Genomic DNA, 17,243 nt, shown 5'->3' with positions numbered 1-17,243 from the left:
CCGTACAGTCCTCGGACCCTTTTCCTGGTACCCCTGAACAGAACCATCACGGCATGCAGCCATTCCGACTGCTCAGAGGGCTTCCGCGTTGTGGAGGTCGCACAAAGCCGTCAGCCGAGAGCCACCTCACATCGATGGGTGGCACATACCATCCCCGGAGTGACGCGGAGCCTCAGCCGGCGTCCCGTCGAGAGGATCTCGACCGAGTCGTCCGCGTGCCGGATCCGGCGTACCGGGTGGTCCCAGGTGATCTCCAGCGGAGCGCCCGTGCGCGGCGGCTCGCTCACGCAGAGCGTAGCGGTACGGCCCCGGCGGCGGAGCAGCACACTCGCGCCGGCCGAGACGGTGAGCGGGCCGGCCGTGCCCGGCTGCCAGAAGTTGGCCGCGGTGAGCCCCAGGGAGGGGACGCGCACCGCCTGGCACGCGGGGTCGTTGGCGAGGACCGACAGCCGGCGGCTCTGCGTGGCCCGGACCGCGACCTCGCGCCGGCCGGCGCCGGGCATGAGCAGGTAGACGTAGGTCGCGTCCGTGGGGTCCGTGCCGTGGTCCAGCCAGAGAGTCTGCCAGCGGCGGGTGCGGCGCTCGGTCGTACTGGTGGTGTTGATGTCGGCCCAGGCCCCGGTGCGGTCCTCGCGCAGGGTGCGCAGATCGCCGTACGGCACCACCCAGCCGCCGTGGCCCTCCAGGTGTGCCCAGCCCGGGCCGCGTACGAAGGTCTGGGTGCCGCCCTCCCCCAGGTTCCGGTTGTCGACGACGGTCTCGACCGGGACGCCGTCGGCGCAGCTGATGCCGGCCCCGAGGCAGATCACGGCGTCCTCGACGCAGAACCACGACTTGCGGGCTTCGAGCGTCGACCCCAGGCCCTTCAGGTGCTGCCCGATCGCCGCGTACTCGCCGTCGGTCGTGCCGCCGACCCAGCGCACGTCGGGCTTGGGCTCACCCCATTCGCCGCCGGCCTTGTCCGGGAGGCGTTTGGTGGAGACGGTCGTGCCCGGGAGGCGGTACCAGTCGACGGTCGGCCAGTACCAGTCCGTGTACTGATCGGCCCGGCCGCCCAGACCCTTGGCCCACCAGGAGAGCATCCCGGCGCCGGTGTGCCAGCCGCGCGGGTTCTCGCCGTTGCCGCACTCGTAGTACGCGATGCGGTCGCCGGCCATGGCGATGTTCGCGACGAAGCGGGGGCGGCGGTGCACGGCCCGGTCCATGGCCGCGAAGAGGTGGTGGCCGGTCGGTTCGGGCGCGGCGGGGACCGGTGACCCGGCGACGGCGTGCAGCCGGGCGAGGTCGGCGACACCGAACTGACGTGCCGTCAAGATCGGGGTGACCGTGTCCCGTTCGATCCATCCCTTGATACGGCCGTACCAGCGCTCGCGTTCCGCCGCGCTCGCGCCGCCCGCGAGCAGGGCGATCGCGGCGATGATCCCCTGCCCGTGGTAGTGGTCGCTGCGCATCACCTGCCGGTCGTCACTTCTGAGGTAACCGCGGCTGATGGCACGACCGTTGACGCTGTCCATCACCAACCCGTCGTGAATGAGGGGCGCGTAGGCGCGCTCCACGCTGTCGAGGACGATCTGCCGGTTCGGGTCGGTCACCTCCCACTCGGATCCGGCGAGCAGGGCGAAGAGCCGGCCGAGGCCGTCCAGGAGGACCTGGCCGTAGGTGCCGGAGTAGGCGACCCAGGTGTGCTGGACGAACGAGCCGTCGGCGTAGAGGCCGTCGCCCTTCGTGACGTACGGGAAGACCGGGGAGAGCGCGTCACGGGCGAGCGCGATCTTCGCCGGGGCCCGGCCGAGGATGCCGCGCAGGGCGACACCGCGGCACAGGTCGACGCGGTTGGCGCCGGTGGAGGTGCCGGAGTAGTCGGTCAGCGTCGCGTCCGGGATGAAGTGGTCGACGGCCGCACAGGCGGCGGCGATCCGCGCCTCGCCGAGGTGGCCGTACAGGGCGGCCGTGATGTCCGTCAGCAGGCGGGGGCTGCCGATCTGCCATTCCCACCAGTTGCCGTAGCGGGTGGTGGAGGGGTTGTAGATCGTGCCGGAGAGGTGGTCGAGGCCGCGCAGGATGTCGGCGAGGAGGGCCGGGTCGGCCGTGGAGCCGGTGCCGGACTGGACGTAGGCCTGGGTCATCGTCCACAGGCGGCCGTAGCTCTGGGTGATGCCGGCGGGCGGGTCGTAGGGATGGCCGGGCCACAGGGAGGTGGGGGTGGGGGCCATGGTGGCCCGGAAGCCGCGCGCGAGGGTGCCGGTCTCGGCGAGGCGGGCCGCGTACGGCTGCGCCGCCGGGTCGTAGCCGGTGCCCAGGGCGATGTCGAGCCAGCGCAGGCGGAGGGTGTCGTAGGCGTCCGCGGAGGCGGCGCGGGCGGTGGGAGCGGGCGCGGCCAGGAGCGCCGCCGCGAGCAGGACGGCTCGGCGGGTGGGTCTCGTGAGCCCTGTGCGCTGAGAGGTCATGTCATGGGCATCTACCACCTCACCGTAGTCACGCCAACACTTTGCGGATGATGTTGAATCCTGAACGGAATAGGTCTACGGTCGGTCGCGTTGATGTAGTTCAAGATTCAACATCACTGATATCGCTGATGCGACATCGCCTCATCACCCCGAAGGAGCACGTCATGGCGAACACCGACCTGACCGGCGACTACACGATCGACGCGGCCCACTCCACGATCGGCTTCACCGTCCGGCACGCCATGGTCACCAACGTCAAGGGCAAGTTCCTCGACTTCAGCGGCTCGCTGCGCCTGGACGGCGGGGACCCGGCCGCCTCCTCGGCGTCGATCGACGTCAAGATGGACAGCATCGACACCGGCTCCGCGGACCGTGACGGCCATCTGAAGAGCGCGGACTTCTTCAAGACCGACGAGTTCCCGACGATGACCTTCCGCTCGACCTCGGCCGAGGCCGTCGGCGGCGACGACTACCGCATCACCGGCGACCTGACGATCCTCGGCACCACCAAACCGCTCACCATCGACCTGGAGTTCAACGGCTCCGCGAAGGACCCCTTCGGCAACGAGCGCGTCGGCTTCGAGGGCAAGGCGTCGATCCTGCGCTCCGAGTGGGGCCTGACCTGGAACGCCGCGCTGGAGACGGGCGGCGTGCTGGTCTCCGACAAGATCAAGCTGAACTTCGACATCTCGGCGATCAGGAACGCGTGACGCCTGCGACCGGGCGCCGGTGAGCCACGTGCTCACCGGCGCTTCGTCAGTTCCCGGAGGATCGCGGCGACCTGGGCCTCCCGGGCCTGCGGGGTCCGGGCGCGCAGAAGGCCCAGCATGACCTGGTAGCGGTCGGTCCTGCCCAGCCTCTCGAAGGCCGCCCCGGCCCGGGGGTTCTCCGCCAGCGCGGCGGTCAGCTCGTCCGGGACCCGCGCGTTGCTCTGCGACTCGTACGCCGCCTCCCAGCGTCCGTCCGCCTTGGCGGCGTCCACTTCGGCGAGGCCCGAGGGACGCATCCGGCCCTCGGCGTCCAGTTCCGCCACCCGCCGCACATTGACCATCGACCAGAGGCTGCCGGGCCGGCGCGGGGTGATCCGCTGCGTGTAGTACGACGCGTCGAGCGCCTTGCGCTGCCCGGTGATCCAGCCGTGACACAGGGCCACGTCGTTGACCTCGGCGGCGCTGACGGAGGGGATCCCGGAGCCCTTCTTGGCCACCTTGACCCACACGCCGGGGTGCGGGGCGGGGTGCTCGGACAGCCAGACGTCGAGGGCGGCGGCGGACTCGAAGGCGAAGGGCTGCGCGGCGTCGGGTGGAGTCATACGGGCACGCTAGGCGGGAAAGAGGCCGGATTCCGTCCTATTTGGGCCCCGCACCGTATGAGTCGAGAAGGGCTTCGGCCTGTTCGCGGGCGTGTGCGACGGGGTCCGGGAAGACGTGCAGGCCGTGGGCGACGAGGGCTCCCTCGTGCAGGAGCATGAGGGCCCGGCCCAGGCGGTCGGCGTCGCCCGCCCGGTCCGCGGGATCCTCGGCGTCTTCGGTGATGCTCCGGGCGAGGCCCGTGAACAGGGCGAGCATCCACTGCTTCTGGCCCGTGATGACCGGGTGGGCCGGGTGGGCGGGGTCACTGATCTCAGCGTGCGCGTTGACCATGCTGCATCCCTTGGAGCCCTGCTCCGCCGACCATGCGCGGGAAGCGTCGAACACGGCCAGGGCGCGTGCCCGAGGTGTCGCGTGCGCCGCGTCGAGGTGGTCGTCGACGTACCGCGCGAGGAACGCCCTCCAGCGTTCGTCGCGGCCCGCCAGGTACTCCACGACGATCCGCTCCTTGGAGCCGAAGCGGTCGTAGAGGGTCTTCTTGGTCACCCCCGCCTCGGCGGCGATGAGATCCACCCCGACGGCGTGGATCCCGCGCTCGTAGAACAGCCGCTCGGCGGCCTCCAGGACGCGCCGCGCGGCACGCGTCATCGTGACGCGCCGTGACTGTTCCGTGGTGCCCTGTGGTCCCATACCCCAAGAGTATACCGATCTGTATAGTGGAGGTCCGGAGTCAGGTATACCGATCTGTCTAGTGGGGGTAGATCCCCGTGAACGCTCTCCTCTCGATCGCCTTCGTCCTGTGCTGGAGTTCCGGGTTCATCGGGGCCAAGCTCGGCGCGGGAAGCGCGGCCGCGGTCACGATCCTGATGTGGCGGTTCCTGCCGCTCGCCGTGATCCTGGCCGTCGTCGCCGCCACGGTGGGGCGCGCGTCGTGGCGGGGCCTCACCGCGCGGGACGCCGCACGGCAGACCGCGATCGGCGTGCTGTCGCAGAGCGGCTATCTGCTCACCGTCTACTACGCCATCCAGCTCGGGGTCTCCAGCGGCACCACGGCCCTGATCGACGGGGTCCAGCCGCTCGTCGCCGGATCACTGGCCGGGCCGCTGCTGCGACAGTACGTCTCGCGTCGGCAGTGGCTCGGCCTGTGCCTGGGGGTGACCGGCGTCGCCGTCGTCACCACGGCCGACGCCGCGGCCGCGACCGGAGTCGCCCCCTGGGCCTATCTCGTCCCGTTCCTCGGCATGCTCTCGCTGGTGGCGGCCACCTTCCTGGAGAGCCGCTCGCCCGCACCGGTCGCGCCCGGGGTGGCGATGACCGTCCACTGCGCCACCAGCGCCGTGCTGTTCACCGTGTTCGCCATGTGCACGGGAGCGGCCGAGCCGCCCGCCGAGGCCGGGTTCTGGGCCGCGATCGCCTGGCTCGTCGTCCTGTCCACCTTCGGCGGGTACGGGCTGTACTGGATCATCCTGCGCCGCTCCGGAGTCACCCAGGTCAACGCGCTGATGTTCCTGATGGCTCCGGTCACGGCGGTCTGGGGTGCGCTCATGTTCGGTGAGCCGTTCGGTGTGCAGACCGCCCTCGGCCTGACCGTCGGCCTCGTCGCCGTCGCCGTCGTGCGGCGCGAGGGCGGCCCGTCCCGGAGCCGCGCCGGGACACGGCGCGGCCCTGATGCGGACACCGTGAAAACCGTTGGACCCGCTCGCCGGGCCCCGCATAACCTGCCCCCGTGTCCAGCCCCGAAGCCTCCAGACTCCGGCCACCGGCTCTCCGGTGGCTGCTCGTGACGTCGGACTGAATCAGCGTTCGCTTCCCCTTCCGGGCTCACTCCGCTGCCGGACGGCCGTTCCACGTGCCGTTTTCCACTTCGACTTCGGGTTGCGGAGTTTCTTCATGCCGTTCGCTCTCTTTCTGCTGGGCGTCGCCGTGTTCGCACAGGGGACGTCCGAGTTCATGCTGTCCGGGCTGGTGCCGGACATCGCCCGGGATCTGGGGGTCTCCGTGCCCGCGGCCGGTGCCCTGACCTCGGCCTTCGCCGTGGGGATGGTGGTGGGGGCGCCCCTCATGGCCGCTCTGGCCCGGCGGTGGTCGCGGCGAGGCGCGCTGCTGGGCTTCCTGGCCGTGTTCCTCGTCGTCCACGTCGTGGGGGCGGTGACCGACAGCTTCGGGGTGCTGGTCGCCACCCGCGTCGTCGGGGCGCTCGCCAACGCCGGGTTCCTGGCCGTGGCACTCGTCGCGGCCGCCCGGATGGTCGCGCCGGAGGCCAAGGGGCGGGCCACGTCGACGCTGCTCGGCGGGGTCACCCTGGCCTGTGTGGCGGGGGTGCCGGCAGGGGCGCTGCTCGGCCAGCTCTGGGGCTGGCGTGCGGCGTTCTGGGCCGTGGCGCTGGTGCCCCTGCCCGCCGTGGCGGCCGTCGCGTGGTCCGTCCCCGGCGGTGCGGCGGACTCGACGCGTCCCGCGCTGCGCGGTGAACTGCGCTCGCTGCGCAGCCCTCGGCTCCGGGTCACGCTCCTCCTGGGCGCCCTCGTGAACGGCGCGACCTTCTGTACCTTCACCTACCTCGCACCCCTGGTCACCCAGGTGACGGGGCTGGAGCGCGGGTGGGTGCCGGTCGTGCTCGCGTTGTTCGGCGCGGGGTCGTTCGCGGGGGTCTGGGTCGGCGGACGGTTCGCCGACCGGTGGCCCGGGGCCGTGCTGACCGGGGGCGGGAGCGCGCTGTGCCTCGGCTGGACCGCCCTCGCGCTCGGCGCCGGGACCCCGGCCGTGGCGCTCGGGCTCGTCTTCGCGCAGGGCGCCCTCTCCTTCGGGGTGGGGTCCACGCTCGTCTCCCAGGCCCTCTACGCCGCGCCCGGCGCCCCCACACTGGCCGGGGGCTTCGCCACGGCCGCGTTCAACGTGGGCGCCGCGCTGGGTCCATGGCTCGGCGGCACGGCCATCGGCGCCGGCCTCGGCTACCGGTCGCCCCTGTGGGTCAGCGCCGCGCTGGTCGCGCTGTCCCTGGGGGTGGCGGGCCTCGCGGACGATCTGGGCGGGCGGCGGCATCGGGGCGAGGGGAGGGGGCGCAGGCGGGCTGCCTCGTCCGCGTGACCGCCACGCCCCGACCCGGCTCCCGGTCCGGAAGAAGGGGCTGCCTCCCACCCCCGGCCGGCGGCGAAATCGGGGGGCGCGAGCAGGTCGCGCCCGGGCATCATTCGCACCATGACCGCCACGCCCCGTCCCGGCTCCGGCTCCGGCTCCTCATGGGTCACCATCGCCTCGTACGAGGTCGGCAAGGGGTGCCTCCACCCCCTCGCCGCCGCCCGCGCCTGACTGCGTGAGCGTGGCATCGACTGGATGCCGTTCGAGGCGGGCGAGATCCGCTGGGACCGGATGTGCGCTCCGGGTCCCGGCGGACACTGGCGGGCGTGGATCACGGTCCATGTCGAGGGCCGTGCCCTGTGGCGGCTCGGGCTGCATCCCGGTCAGGCGACCGCTGTCGTCAACGGCCCCTCGCCGCCCGGCTGGTGGCACGCCGCCGGGGAGCGGTACGCGCGGGGGCGCTCGGCCGTGAGGCGCGTGTCCTGATTCGGGTGTGGCCGGAATTTGCCCCTTGCCGGTGCATGCACAGGATCCACATAATCCAGCAACAGAATTGACCGGCGCATGTCACGCGGAGGCGTTCCCATCAACGCCCTCCCCTGTTCGGCATGCCCTGACGTATCAGCGCTCTCCACGTTCGCATGTCCAACCCCCCACGGAAGGCATCACGTTGAAGAAGCTCCTCACCGCGCTCAAGAGATGCGCGGCCCTCGGCGCAGCCGCTCTCGCGATCGCCAGCCTTCAGCCCGTCTCGGCCGCGCAGGCCGCCGACTCGCGTGTCGTCGGCGGAACCCGCGCCACGCAGGGCGAGTTCCCGTTCATGGTCCGGCTCTCCATGGGCTGTGGCGGCGCGCTCTACACCCAGCAGATCGTGCTCACCGCCGCACACTGTGTGAGCGGCTCCGGGAACAACACGAGCATCACGGCCACCGCCGGTGTCGTGGACCTCCAGTCCACCAGCGGCCGTGTCCAGGTCCGTTCCACCAAGGTGCTGCAGGCCCCCGGCTACAACGGCAACGGCAAGGACTGGGCGCTCATCAAGCTCGCCCAGCCCATCAACCTGCCGACGCTGAAGATCGCCACCACCACGCAGTACAACACCGGCACCTTCACCGTCGCCGGCTGGGGCGCGGCCACCGAGGGCGGCGGCCAGCAGCGCTACATGCTCAAGGCCAACGTGCCGTTCGTCAGCGACGCCCAGTGCCGTGCCTACAGCGGCTACAGCGGGCTCATCGGGAACGAGGAGATCTGCGCCGGCCTCCCGTCGGGCGGCGTCGACACCTGCCAGGGCGACTCCGGCGGCCCGATGTTCCGCCGCGACGCGAGCAACGCCTGGATCCAGGTCGGCATCGTCAGCTGGGGCATAGGCTGCGCCCGGCCGAACGCGCCGGGCGTCTACACCGAGGTCTCGACCTTCGCCTCCGCGATCGCCTCGGCCGCGTCCTCTCTCTGACCTGAGCGGTCCGCATCACGCCTGCGGCACGGGCCCGGTGTCCTCGGACGCCGGGCCCGTGCCGTCCTCCCGGCACCGGTCTCAGAAACCCCCGCCGTCGAAGCCTCCCCCGCCGAAGTCCCCGCCGCCGAACCCGCCGCCGAAGTCCCCGGCGTCGAAGTCGGATCCGGACACGTCGCCGCCCTCGTAGCCGCCGTCGCCGTAGCCGTAGCCCGCGCCGTAGTCGGCCGCGTAGGCCGGCCCGGCCATCATGCTGCCCAGCATCGTGCCGATGAGGAGACCGGGGAGGATGCCGCCGCCGAAGTAGCCGCCTGCCCAGGGGCCGTAGGCCGGGCCCGCGTCCCAGTACGGGCGGCGGCCGTACTCCGTGTCGACCTCGCGGATCACGGGGTCGCGGCCTTCGGACAGCCGGGTGCGGTCTGCCGCGCAGACCGGGACCTCGCGGGCGGCGCCGCCGGGCGGCGTCCAGGTCTCGTCGGCCACCGCCGTGCCGTGCCGCGGATCGAAGAAGCACGGCGGGCGGCGCTCCGGAAGAGGACGGTCCTGGCGTCGGGCGGCCAGCCGGGCGAGGGAGAAGCGGCCGTCCGCCAGGGCCTGGGTGACAGCCTTGACCTCCTCCGGCCTGCGGGCGGAGTCCATGAACCGCTTCGCCTGCTCGTAGGCGTCCAGGGCACTCTCGTAGTCCGCACGCATCGCGTCGTCGGCGCCGGGTTCCGCCGGGTGGAAGTCCAGGCGGTCCAGCTCTTCGCCGAAGGCGGTGATGTCCTCGTCGACCACGACCCGCAGCTTCTCCAGCGCCGCCCGCTGCTCCGCCTCGTGGCGCCGCCGGGTGCGCCGGACCAGGGCGTACGCGCCCGCGCCGCCCGCCACCACCACCGCGCCGGCGGCGATCAGCCCGGAGGCGTCCACACCACTGCCGCTGCCGCCGTCGCTCCAGCTCGCGGGGGCCGTGCCGCCCACGTTGCGCAGGGCGGAGTCGACGAAGTCGTTCAGCTGGGCCTTGGGATCGTCCGTGCCGCGCACGGCCGTGACCAGGTTGTTCACCGCGTCCTTGGACATCACCACGGGGTCGGCCGCCGCGCCGAACTCATCGCCGCTGCGGATGGCGTACAGGCCGGTGATGCCGGTCTCGGTGCGGAGGTTGCGGAAGACCTCGTCCGACTCCCCGGCCGGGAGGACGGCCACGAAGACGGGCTTGTCGGCGTCCTCGATCTTGTCGGCGAGCGCCTCGGCGTCCGCGGACGACAGCAGGTCCGAAGCGGCGGGGTCCACGTAGACGGGATCCTCGCGCAACGCCTCGGCGACCTTCGAGAGGTCGGTGGCCGCATGTGCGCCGGGCGCGCCGGCCGTGAGCACCGCGACCGTCGCGGCGACCGGCACGATCAGCAAGCGCATGAGGCCCCGGAAGAGCGGAGTCCTCATACCATCGACGCTACCTGATGGGCGGCGAAAAGGGGGCGGTCCCGGTGGCCGGAATCCCACCGGGACCGGCATCGGCACCGGCCGCGACACCCCGCCATGTGCGCTACGACGGGTTCAGGACGCCTCGATCCGCTTGTCGTCGCTGTCGCCGCCGCGCTGGAGGAACTGCAGACGCCGGTTGCGCAGTCCCGTCACCAGCTGATTGCGCCGGTAGTCACGCGCGGGCGAGGGCCCCTCGGTCGGGAGCTCCTTGCGCTGGGCGGCGATGTCGACGATGAGGGACTCGTACGCCGCCAGTTCCTCCCGGCCGAGATCCGTGCGGACATAGCTGGTCAGGACGAAGAGCCGCAGGATCTCACCGATCACGTCCCGCTCGCCGTGCCGTTTCACGACGGCCGACGCATGACGGACCCAGTCCCGGTCACCCATGCGCCGCATGAGCAGGACGGCCATCAGCGCCTGCCCCGGCTGCTCGATGAAGTCCTCCTGGCCGAGGGCCTCGGCCGTCAGCCGGGAGAGCTTGCCGCTGACCAGGACCTGGGAGAGCAGGGCGTACGAGGCGAGGACGGGAGAGAGCAGTGCCAGCCTGCTCATCAGCTCGTCGAACTCTCCGTCCGACACCTCCTGCCCGTCCACGAGGGCCTCGCGGATCTCCTGCCGCTCCAGGGCCTCCGAGAGCGCCTCCCGGATGCCCCGCCCGGTGTCCAGCCGCGTCCACTCGTCGGCCATCAGAGCGGCCCGCACGCCGTAGCCGTTCAGGGTCAGCCGCAGCGCCTGGCGTTTGAGATCCAGGTCCCGGACGAGTTCGCTGCTGCGGAGCACGTCGGCGAGGAGGTCGAGCCACTCGACGAACACCTCGAAGTCGGAGCGATGGGCGTCCCCGGCCTGACGGTTGTCCTGGACCATGGTGCGAACGGCGTCGGCCTGGTCCTGCAACTCGTCCAGCACCAGGTTGAGTTCCCCCTGGATCTCGGGCGGCGGCGTGGTCGGCGTGTACGCGAGGTCCGTGGGCCAGAACTCGTCCAGCAGTGACTCCGTGTCGTCCTGCGCCCGCCAGCCCTCTCTTGCCGCCAACGCCGAGAACGGGTCGTTGGCGCCGTCCCCGAGGCGTTCGCGCAGCTCCCGGAAACCGTCCATGACCTTGCGCAGCAGCGAGGCGTCGTTGCGGCGCAGCGCGGCCGCGTGCCGGATCACCTGGGCGTAGTCCAGGGGGTTTTCCAGCACCAGTGTCCGCAGTTCCTGGGAGACCTCCATGCGGTACGCCGCCAGCAGGGGACGGACCATGGGCTGGCAGAAGTAGATCAGACCGTCGCGCTGGCAGAGGATCCGCTTGGCGATGAGCGCGTCCAGGACGGCGGCCGAGGGCTCGAACCAGCCCAGCCCCTTGAAGTAGTCCAGCAGGAACTGTTCGGCCTCCATGCGGGGCAGGGCGTCCTTGCCCTCCAGGGTGAGCTGCTCGTTCAGACAGGACAGGATGTCCTGGAGCTCGCGGAAGTCGAGTTCGAACCGGCGGTCGACGCTCGGGTCGTCACGGCCCAGCAGCAGCCCGAGGTACGACTCCAGGATGGCGGTGCTGTTGGCTCCGGCCGTCCAGTCGCCCTGTCCGGCGGTGGCGACCAGGGCGGCCAGCATGGCGGGCGTGCGGGGCAGCTTGCCGCGGCTGAGCAGGTCGAGCATCGCGGTCACGTCGGAGTCGCTCTCCTCCGGGCGCAGCAGACGCACCAGGGCCCGCAGTTCGCGACGGCCGAAGGGCCCGATGTAGCGGACGCGGCACGTCCAGCCCTCGCGGCTCATCTCGTCGCTGAGCCGCTGCCTGGCGGTGGTCCGGGAGCCGAGGATGTACATGTTCTCGGGGTGCTGCGCCATGAACCTGAGCAGGTTGCGCAGCCGCTTCTCGGACAGCGGGGCGACGTTGTCCACGGCCAGCGCGAGGCGGGGCAGGGCGTCCCGCTTCCCGGTGGGGATCCCGGCCAACGCCAGCTGATGGCGCACCTCCCGGTCGACGCCGTTCGCGCCGCTCTCCACCGCGGTGAAGTCGATGACCACGGGGGCGTACTGGGCGTCCAGGCGGTAGGCCGTGTACGTCAGCCACTGGAGCGTGCTCGTCAGGCCGCTGTACTCGTCGCCGACGATGACGAAGTGGCGGTGCTCGGACAGGCTCGCCACCAGGTCGTCGGGCGTGATCCTGCCCTCTTCCAGGTCCGTCAGCGCCAGGTACTGGTCGACCGGCAGATGCAGCATGACCGGCGGGACCAGCAGGCGGTCCATGTCCATCTGCCACCGGTCCGGGGCCAGGATCAGGCTCCGCTCCCGTATGGCGTCCAGGAGCCCCTCCGCGGCCAGGTCCGCGGCGGTGCGGGTGACGACCCCCTCCTCCGGCGAGGCGGCGGCGACCTGCCGGGAGGGCTCGGCGAAGTCGATGACCTGGCGGCCGTCCGCCACCACGTTGCGGCCCTCGTCGAAGGCGTCCCTGCTGTCGAAGTAGCTGCGCACGTGGACGGTGAAGGCGTGCGGGGCGGGCGCACGGTCGACGTCGACGACGCTGTAGGCGTTGAGGTAGTCGCGCGACTGGTAGAGCGAACCGGCCATACTGTGCATGAGGGCGCCCGTCTTGCCGACGAGGCCGATCGGGTCGACGACGTGGACGTGTCCGGTGCACAGGACGTCGAACCGGCCCAGCTCCCTGTGTACGTCGCCGCGGTCGAACTCCGCCAGCCACTCCGGCGGATGGTGCATCACGGCGATCTTCACGTCGGCGTCGCCGAGCGTGTCCGTGGCCTGGGTCATCTGCCGGTCCCCCACGATGAGGTGGGCCCGGTCCGCGTCGTCCCCCGCCCCGGTCGCCCGCCAGGCCGAGGTGAGGCACGCGACCGCGACCGCGCTGCCGCCCGCGGTGAAGCGGTGCACGGTGACCAGCGGGGAGATCCGCTCCACGTCCGTGCCCGTGTAGTAGTCGTCCACGAACTCGACCCACGGCGCCATGCGGTCCAGGTAGGCCGACAGGTTCTCGGCGTCCAGGAGCCTGTTGACCGCGTCCCGGCTGGTCAGCCCGGACAGCAGGCCGTTCTCCTGGAACTGGTCGATCCTGCTGATGTCGACGTCGTGGTTCCCGGGCGCGAGGATCATGCGGTCGCGGTCGAGTCCGAGCAGTTCCTGGAGCGGATCGAGCAGGGCCTCACGGGCGAAGGCGAACTGCTCCGGCCGGGCGCTGAACGCGAGGTCACCGCTGAAGATCACCGCATCGACCGGTGTCCGTTCGTGGAAGTCCCGCACATCCTTCAGGAAGGCCTTGAGCAGTTTGTTCTGGTCGGATTCCCAGTCCGCCCTCGCGTGCAAGTCACTGATGTGGACGATCCGCATAAAACACCCCCGCATCCCTGGCAACGCACCTCACCAGCTTACGCGCGACACCTGCGGAGAAACCGCTCATCAGGCCCAACCCCCCTGACCCGTCGGCCACTTGAGGGCGACACCCGGCCGAGCAGTGCATACGATGCCTTCCTGCCGCCGTGCGCCGCACGGCCGGCCGGCCGCAGTGGAGGCAGGGGGCGGGCATGCTCGGCAAGCGCAGAGCCGCGGACATGAAGGTGTCGCAACTGACCGAGCTGGACCGGTCACGCGGCCGGGCCGATCTGCTGTGGGAGCTGTTCCGGCAGGCGGAGAGCGAGGTGAGCGCGGCGATCGAGTGGTACCTCGCCCGGCGCCGGGGGCCGTCCCTGTGGTCACGCTCGCTGCGCGCCCTGGCAGCCCTCCTGGGCATCGTCGGCACCCTCACACCGCTGGTGCACGCGGCGGACCCGAACGTCGTGCAGCCCGAGTGGGGTTTCGTCTTCCTGGCCGGTGGCGCGGGCTGTGTCCTGTTCGACCGGATCTTCGGCTTCTCCGCGTCCTGGACGCGGTACATCCGTACCGAGATGGCCTTGCAGCAGGTCCTGAAGAAGGCCCAGGCCGACTGGGCCCAGGCCTTCCTGAGGACGACGGACTCCCCCAGCGACAAGGAACAGGCCGCACTGCTCGCGGTGGTGGAGCGGCTGCGGACGGAGGCTCAGCGCATCATGGAGGACGAGAGCGCGGCCTGGATCGGCTACCTGGCGGACGGCGTCGAGGAACTGACCCGGTCCACGACGCACAACGCCGGTCAGCGGCCGGGGGCGACAGGGCTGTTCCGCCTGGACCGGCCGTCCGCGCGCGACCGGGGCGGCGAGGTCGCGCACCGGCCGCGCGACACGGCCCTGTGACCCGCCGCCCGCCGAGCCGCCGGGCTATTCGGCCGGCGTCACCCCGGCCCGCAACAGGCCGTACGTGTACGCGTCCTCCAGCGCCTGCCAGGACGCCGCGATGACGTTCTCGGCGACGCCGACCGTGGACCACTCCCCCGCCCCGTCGGACGTGGAGATCAGGACGCGGGTCGTGGACTGGGTGCCGTGGACGCCCTCCAGGATGCGGACCTTGTAGTCGACGAGGTCCAGCTTGGCGAGCTGCGGGTAGATCTTCTCCAGCGCCACGCGCAGCGCGCGGTCGAGGGCGTTGACCGGGCCGTTGCCCTCGGCCGTGGCGACGATGCGCTCGCCCTTGGCGAAGAGCTTGACCGTGGCCTCGTTGGCGTGGGTGCCGTCGGGGCGGTCCTCGACGATCGCGCGCCAGGACTCGACGCCGAAGTACTTCAGCGGCCTGCCCTCGACCTCGGCGCGCAGGAGGAGTTCGAAGCTCGCGTCCGCCGCCTCGTACGTGTAGCCCTTGAGCTCGCGCTCCTTGACCCGCTCGACCACCCGGCCGACCAGTTCGCGGTCGCCGCCCAGGTCGACGCCGAGCTCCTTGCCCTTGAGCTCGATCGAGGCGCGGCCCGCCATGTCGGAGACCAGCATCCGCATGGTGTTGCCGACCTGCTCGGGGTCGATGTGCTGGTACAGGTCCGGGTCGACCTTGATCGCGGAGGCGTGCAGTCCGGCCTTGTGCGCGAAGGCGGAGACGCCGACGTAGGGCTGGTGCGTGGACGGGGTGAGGTTGACGACCTCGGCGATGGCGTGCGAGATGCGGGTCATCTCGCGCAGGTGGCCGTCGGGGAGGACCTTCTTGCCGTACTTCAGCTCCAGGGCCGCCACCACCGGGAACAGGTTGGCGTTGCCGACGCGCTCGCCGTATCCGTTGGCCGTGCACTGGACGTGGGTCGCGCCCGCGTCGACCGCGGCGAGGGTGTTGGCGACCGCGCAGCCGGTGTCGTCCTGGGCGTGGATGCCGAGCCGGGCGCCGGTGTCGGCGAGGACCGTGGAGACGACCGCCTGGACCTGGGCGGGGAGCATGCCGCCGTTGGTGTCGCAGAGGATGACGACGTCGGCGCCGGCCTCCGAGGCCGTACGGACGACGGATTTCGCGTACTCGGGGTTGGCGCGGTAGCCGTCGAAGAAGTGCTCGCAGTCGACGAAGACGCGGCGGCCCTGCCCGCTCAGGTACGACACCGTGTCGCGGACCATCTCCAAGTTCTCGTCGAGCGTGGTGCGCAGGGCGAGCTCGACGTGCCGGTCGTGGGACTTCGCGACCAGGGTGATCACCGGGGCGCCGGACTCCAGCAGCGCCTTGACCTGGGGGTCCTCGCTCGCCTTGGCGCCGGCGCGCCGGGTCGCGCCGAAGGCGACCAGCTGGGCGTGCCGGAAGTCGATCTCCTGCTGGGCACGAGCGAAGAACTCGGTGTCCCGCGGGTTGGCACCGGGCCAGCCGCCCTCGATGAAGCCGACGCCGAAGTCGTCCAGGTGCCGTGCGATGGCCAGCTTGTCGGCGACGGTGAGGTTGATGCCCTCCCGCTGGGCGCCGTCGCGCAGGGTGGTGTCGAAGACGTGGAACGAGTCGTCGAGCTCGCTGGTTACCGTCATGGTCGTAAGGCTCCTGTGTTGGATCTCGGTCTACCGGAATGACCGGTTCCACCGCCCCCACCTATGGTCCCTCACGCTCTCCGCCCGGCTGCGGGTGGGCCGGGAAACAGAAAAACCTCTCGCGGGTGCGAGAGGTCTGCGCGCGGGTCGAGGACGACGGTGTCCACCCGTACCTGGTCGTACGTGGTGGTCACTGCGGACCGGCGCGCCTGCTGCCAATAATCATGGCGAACGAGAGCACGGAGGCAGTCTGGCACAGACCGCCCCCGGCCTCACCCTCCGTCTCAGGATGCGAGCGGTGCGTTGATCACCGCAGACGGCGCAGGAAGCCGTCGCTCACGCCGTTGGTGTCGCCGGTGACCAGTTGGGCGGAGCTGGAACCGATGCCCAGGAGCTTGTCGTCGCCGCCGAACGAGGTGGCGTAGACGTTGTCGTCGGTGACGGGACCGCCGGTGACCGCCTCGCTGGCGAGGACGGAGGCGCCGGTGCGCAGATCCCGTACGTAGATGTTGTCCTGGCCGTCCGCCGCCCTGAATCCGTAGGCGACGTAACGGCCGTTGCCGCTGATCTCGGCGCCGGCGATGACCGCGGGGCCGCCCGGGCCGTCGTGGGCGATGCCTCGGGTGGTGTCATTGCGCAGGTCGCGCACATAGGTGCTGGTGTTGACCGCGGTGGCGTCCGGGAGCAGGTCGTCGCCGCGGTAGGTGAAGGCGACGGAGCGGCCGTCCGCCGAGAGCGAGGGGTCCAGGCCGTAGTGCTGGGCGGGCGTGCCCTGCGGGGTGACGTCGACCCGTTCCTCGGTGCCGGTGCGGCGGTCGTGCACCAGCAGGGCGCCGCCCCCGCCACGCGGGCCGAACTGCTCGTAGGCCACGTAGCGCCCGTCCGCGCTCATGTCCAGGTGGTACGAGCCCCACTCCGGGTGGTCCCGGTTGGTGATCCGCTCCACGGTGCCGCCGCGGCGGTCGGTGACGTACACGGCGGGGTAGATGACCGTCTGGCCGGACTCCATCCGGATGGGGCGGGCGTTGAAGGCGACGTACCGGCCGTCGTCGGAGATCGCGGCGCCGCCGTGCGCATAGGCCGAGCCGCCGTCGGGTGTCGTGCTGACCCGCTCGGTGCGGTGGGTGACCCGGTCGTGGACGTAGACGTCCTGGGCCCAGTACTCCTTGGGGGCCGGCCAGTCGGTGAGGTTGTCGGCGGTCGAGACGAGCACGACGTACCGCCCGTTGGCGCTGATGGCCATGGGCTGGGTGCCGCCGTCAGCCTGCGTACCGTCGGACCTGACGCTGATCCGCTCCAACCGGCCCGTGCGCAGGTCGCGGACGAAGCTGTCCTCCACGCCGTTCGTGTCGCCGGGCACGAGGTTCGGCGCGTTGGAGGAGAACGCGGCGTAGCGGCCGTTCGCGCTCAGCCGGGGACCTGCGGCGTAGTCGGTGCCCTGTTCTCCCGTGCCGGAGACGGTGATCCGCTCGGTGGACGGGACTCGGGGCGCGGCGCTCACCGACGTGGCCGTGAACGCCATCGTCGCGGCGACGAGGGCCGTGGCGAGCGCGGTGCGTGTGCTGGCGTACAAGATCTGTTCCCCCTGTGGTGGTGCTGGTTCTCGGTCCGAGAGCTCCCTCTGAGGCAAACGCACCAGGCGGTACAGGGTCAATCCGCAATATTGCGT

13 protein-coding genes are annotated in these 17,243 nt (G+C 71.4%); 6 read left to right on the top strand and 7 right to left on the bottom strand.

Annotation, left to right across the window (positions count from 1 at the left end):
- Positions 1-110: 110 nt before the first annotated feature.
- Positions 111-2,447, bottom strand: a complete 2,337-nt coding sequence (locus ACFU95_RS17315; RefSeq protein WP_383828034.1) for a polysaccharide lyase 8 family protein — start codon at positions 2,445-2,447, stop codon at positions 111-113.
- Between the two features lie 164 nt (positions 2,448-2,611).
- Here ACFU95_RS17315 and ACFU95_RS17310 point away from each other — a divergent pair, with 164 nt between their 5' ends.
- Positions 2,612-3,157 carry a YceI family protein gene (locus ACFU95_RS17310; protein WP_383828032.1) on the top strand — a complete coding sequence of 182 codons (546 nt, stop codon included), beginning with the start codon at positions 2,612-2,614 and terminating at the stop codon, positions 3,155-3,157.
- Positions 3,158-3,189: 32 nt separating this feature from the next.
- Here the strand turns inward: ACFU95_RS17310 and ACFU95_RS17305 are convergent, their stop codons facing one another.
- Positions 3,190-3,759: a YdeI family protein gene (locus ACFU95_RS17305; RefSeq protein ID WP_383828030.1), complete on the bottom strand. Its 570-nt coding sequence runs from the start codon at positions 3,757-3,759 to the stop codon at positions 3,190-3,192.
- Positions 3,760-3,796: 37 nt separating this feature from the next.
- Positions 3,797-4,447: a TetR/AcrR family transcriptional regulator gene (locus ACFU95_RS17300; protein WP_383828028.1), complete on the bottom strand. Its 651-nt coding sequence runs from the start codon at positions 4,445-4,447 to the stop codon at positions 3,797-3,799.
- A 77-nt stretch (positions 4,448-4,524) separates the two neighbouring features.
- On the opposite strand from ACFU95_RS17300, the gene ACFU95_RS17295 reads away from it, so the two are divergent.
- The 4 genes from ACFU95_RS17295 to ACFU95_RS17280 all read left to right on the top strand — a co-directional run bounded on the left by ACFU95_RS17295 (position 4,525) and on the right by ACFU95_RS17280 (position 8,285).
- Entirely contained in the window at positions 4,525-5,541 is a 1,017-nt protein-coding gene (locus ACFU95_RS17295) for a DMT family transporter (protein WP_383828026.1), read from the top strand.
- Between the two features lie 106 nt (positions 5,542-5,647).
- Complete coding sequence (locus ACFU95_RS17290) at positions 5,648-6,841, top strand: Cmx/CmrA family chloramphenicol efflux MFS transporter (RefSeq protein ID WP_383828024.1); 1,194 nt, start codon at positions 5,648-5,650, stop codon at positions 6,839-6,841.
- Positions 6,842-7,087: 246 nt separating this feature from the next.
- The gene (locus ACFU95_RS17285; protein WP_383828022.1) at positions 7,088-7,318 is read left to right on the top strand and encodes a hypothetical protein; all 231 of its coding nucleotides are present in this window, start codon (positions 7,088-7,090) and stop codon (positions 7,316-7,318) included.
- A 184-nt stretch (positions 7,319-7,502) separates the two neighbouring features.
- Entirely contained in the window at positions 7,503-8,285 is a 783-nt protein-coding gene (locus ACFU95_RS17280; protein ID WP_383828020.1) for a S1 family peptidase, read from the top strand.
- 81 nt (positions 8,286-8,366) lie between these two features.
- On the opposite strand, the gene ACFU95_RS17275 is transcribed toward ACFU95_RS17280, so the two are convergent.
- Positions 8,367-9,707 (bottom strand): hypothetical protein, encoded by a 1,341-nt coding sequence (locus ACFU95_RS17275; protein WP_383828018.1) that lies wholly within the window; start codon positions 9,705-9,707, stop codon positions 8,367-8,369.
- Between the two features lie 114 nt (positions 9,708-9,821).
- Positions 9,822-13,067 carry a metallophosphoesterase gene (locus ACFU95_RS17270; RefSeq protein WP_383828016.1) on the bottom strand — a complete coding sequence of 1,082 codons (3,246 nt, stop codon included), beginning with the start codon at positions 13,065-13,067 and terminating at the stop codon, positions 9,822-9,824.
- 194 nt (positions 13,068-13,261) lie between these two features.
- Here ACFU95_RS17270 and ACFU95_RS17265 point away from each other — a divergent pair, with 194 nt between their 5' ends.
- Positions 13,262-13,945, top strand: coding sequence for an SLATT domain-containing protein (locus tag ACFU95_RS17265; protein ID WP_383828014.1), 684 nt, complete (start codon positions 13,262-13,264; stop codon positions 13,943-13,945).
- Between the two features lie 24 nt (positions 13,946-13,969).
- On the opposite strand, the gene cimA is transcribed toward ACFU95_RS17265, so the two are convergent.
- Both cimA and ACFU95_RS17255 read right to left on the bottom strand, forming a co-directional pair.
- Positions 13,970-15,574, bottom strand: a complete 1,605-nt coding sequence (gene cimA / locus ACFU95_RS17260) for a citramalate synthase (RefSeq protein WP_383828012.1) — start codon at positions 15,572-15,574, stop codon at positions 13,970-13,972.
- A gap of 307 nt (positions 15,575-15,881) precedes the next feature.
- On the bottom strand, positions 15,882-17,147 hold the full coding sequence (locus tag ACFU95_RS17255) for a TolB family protein (RefSeq protein ID WP_383828010.1): 1,266 nt from the start codon (positions 17,145-17,147) through the stop codon (positions 15,882-15,884).
- Positions 17,148-17,243 lie beyond the last annotated feature (96 nt).

Source organism: Streptomyces sp. NPDC057623 (assembly GCF_042800355.1).
Lineage (GTDB): Bacteria > Actinomycetota > Actinomycetes > Streptomycetales > Streptomycetaceae > Streptomyces.
This window is presented reverse-complemented; position numbering and strand designations above follow the sequence as displayed.

Coding starts and splice junctions, on each gene's coding strand:
- ACFU95_RS17315 (WP_383828034.1), bottom strand. CDS start 2,447: ATGACCTCTCAGCGCACAGGGCTCACGAGACCCACCCGCCGAGCCGTC.
- ACFU95_RS17310 (WP_383828032.1), top strand. CDS start 2,612: ATGGCGAACACCGACCTGACCGGCGACTACACGATCGACGCGGCCCAC.
- ACFU95_RS17305 (WP_383828030.1), bottom strand. CDS start 3,759: ATGACTCCACCCGACGCCGCGCAGCCCTTCGCCTTCGAGTCCGCCGCC.
- ACFU95_RS17300 (WP_383828028.1), bottom strand. CDS start 4,447: ATGGGACCACAGGGCACCACGGAACAGTCACGGCGCGTCACGATGACG.
- ACFU95_RS17290 (WP_383828024.1), top strand. CDS start 5,648: ATGCCGTTCGCTCTCTTTCTGCTGGGCGTCGCCGTGTTCGCACAGGGG.
- ACFU95_RS17285 (WP_383828022.1), top strand. CDS start 7,088: ATGCCGTTCGAGGCGGGCGAGATCCGCTGGGACCGGATGTGCGCTCCG.
- ACFU95_RS17275 (WP_383828018.1), bottom strand. CDS start 9,707: ATGAGGACTCCGCTCTTCCGGGGCCTCATGCGCTTGCTGATCGTGCCG.
- ACFU95_RS17270 (WP_383828016.1), bottom strand. CDS start 13,067: ATGCGGATCGTCCACATCAGTGACTTGCACGCGAGGGCGGACTGGGAA.
- ACFU95_RS17265 (WP_383828014.1), top strand. CDS start 13,262: ATGCTCGGCAAGCGCAGAGCCGCGGACATGAAGGTGTCGCAACTGACC.
- cimA (WP_383828012.1), bottom strand. CDS start 15,574: ATGACGGTAACCAGCGAGCTCGACGACTCGTTCCACGTCTTCGACACC.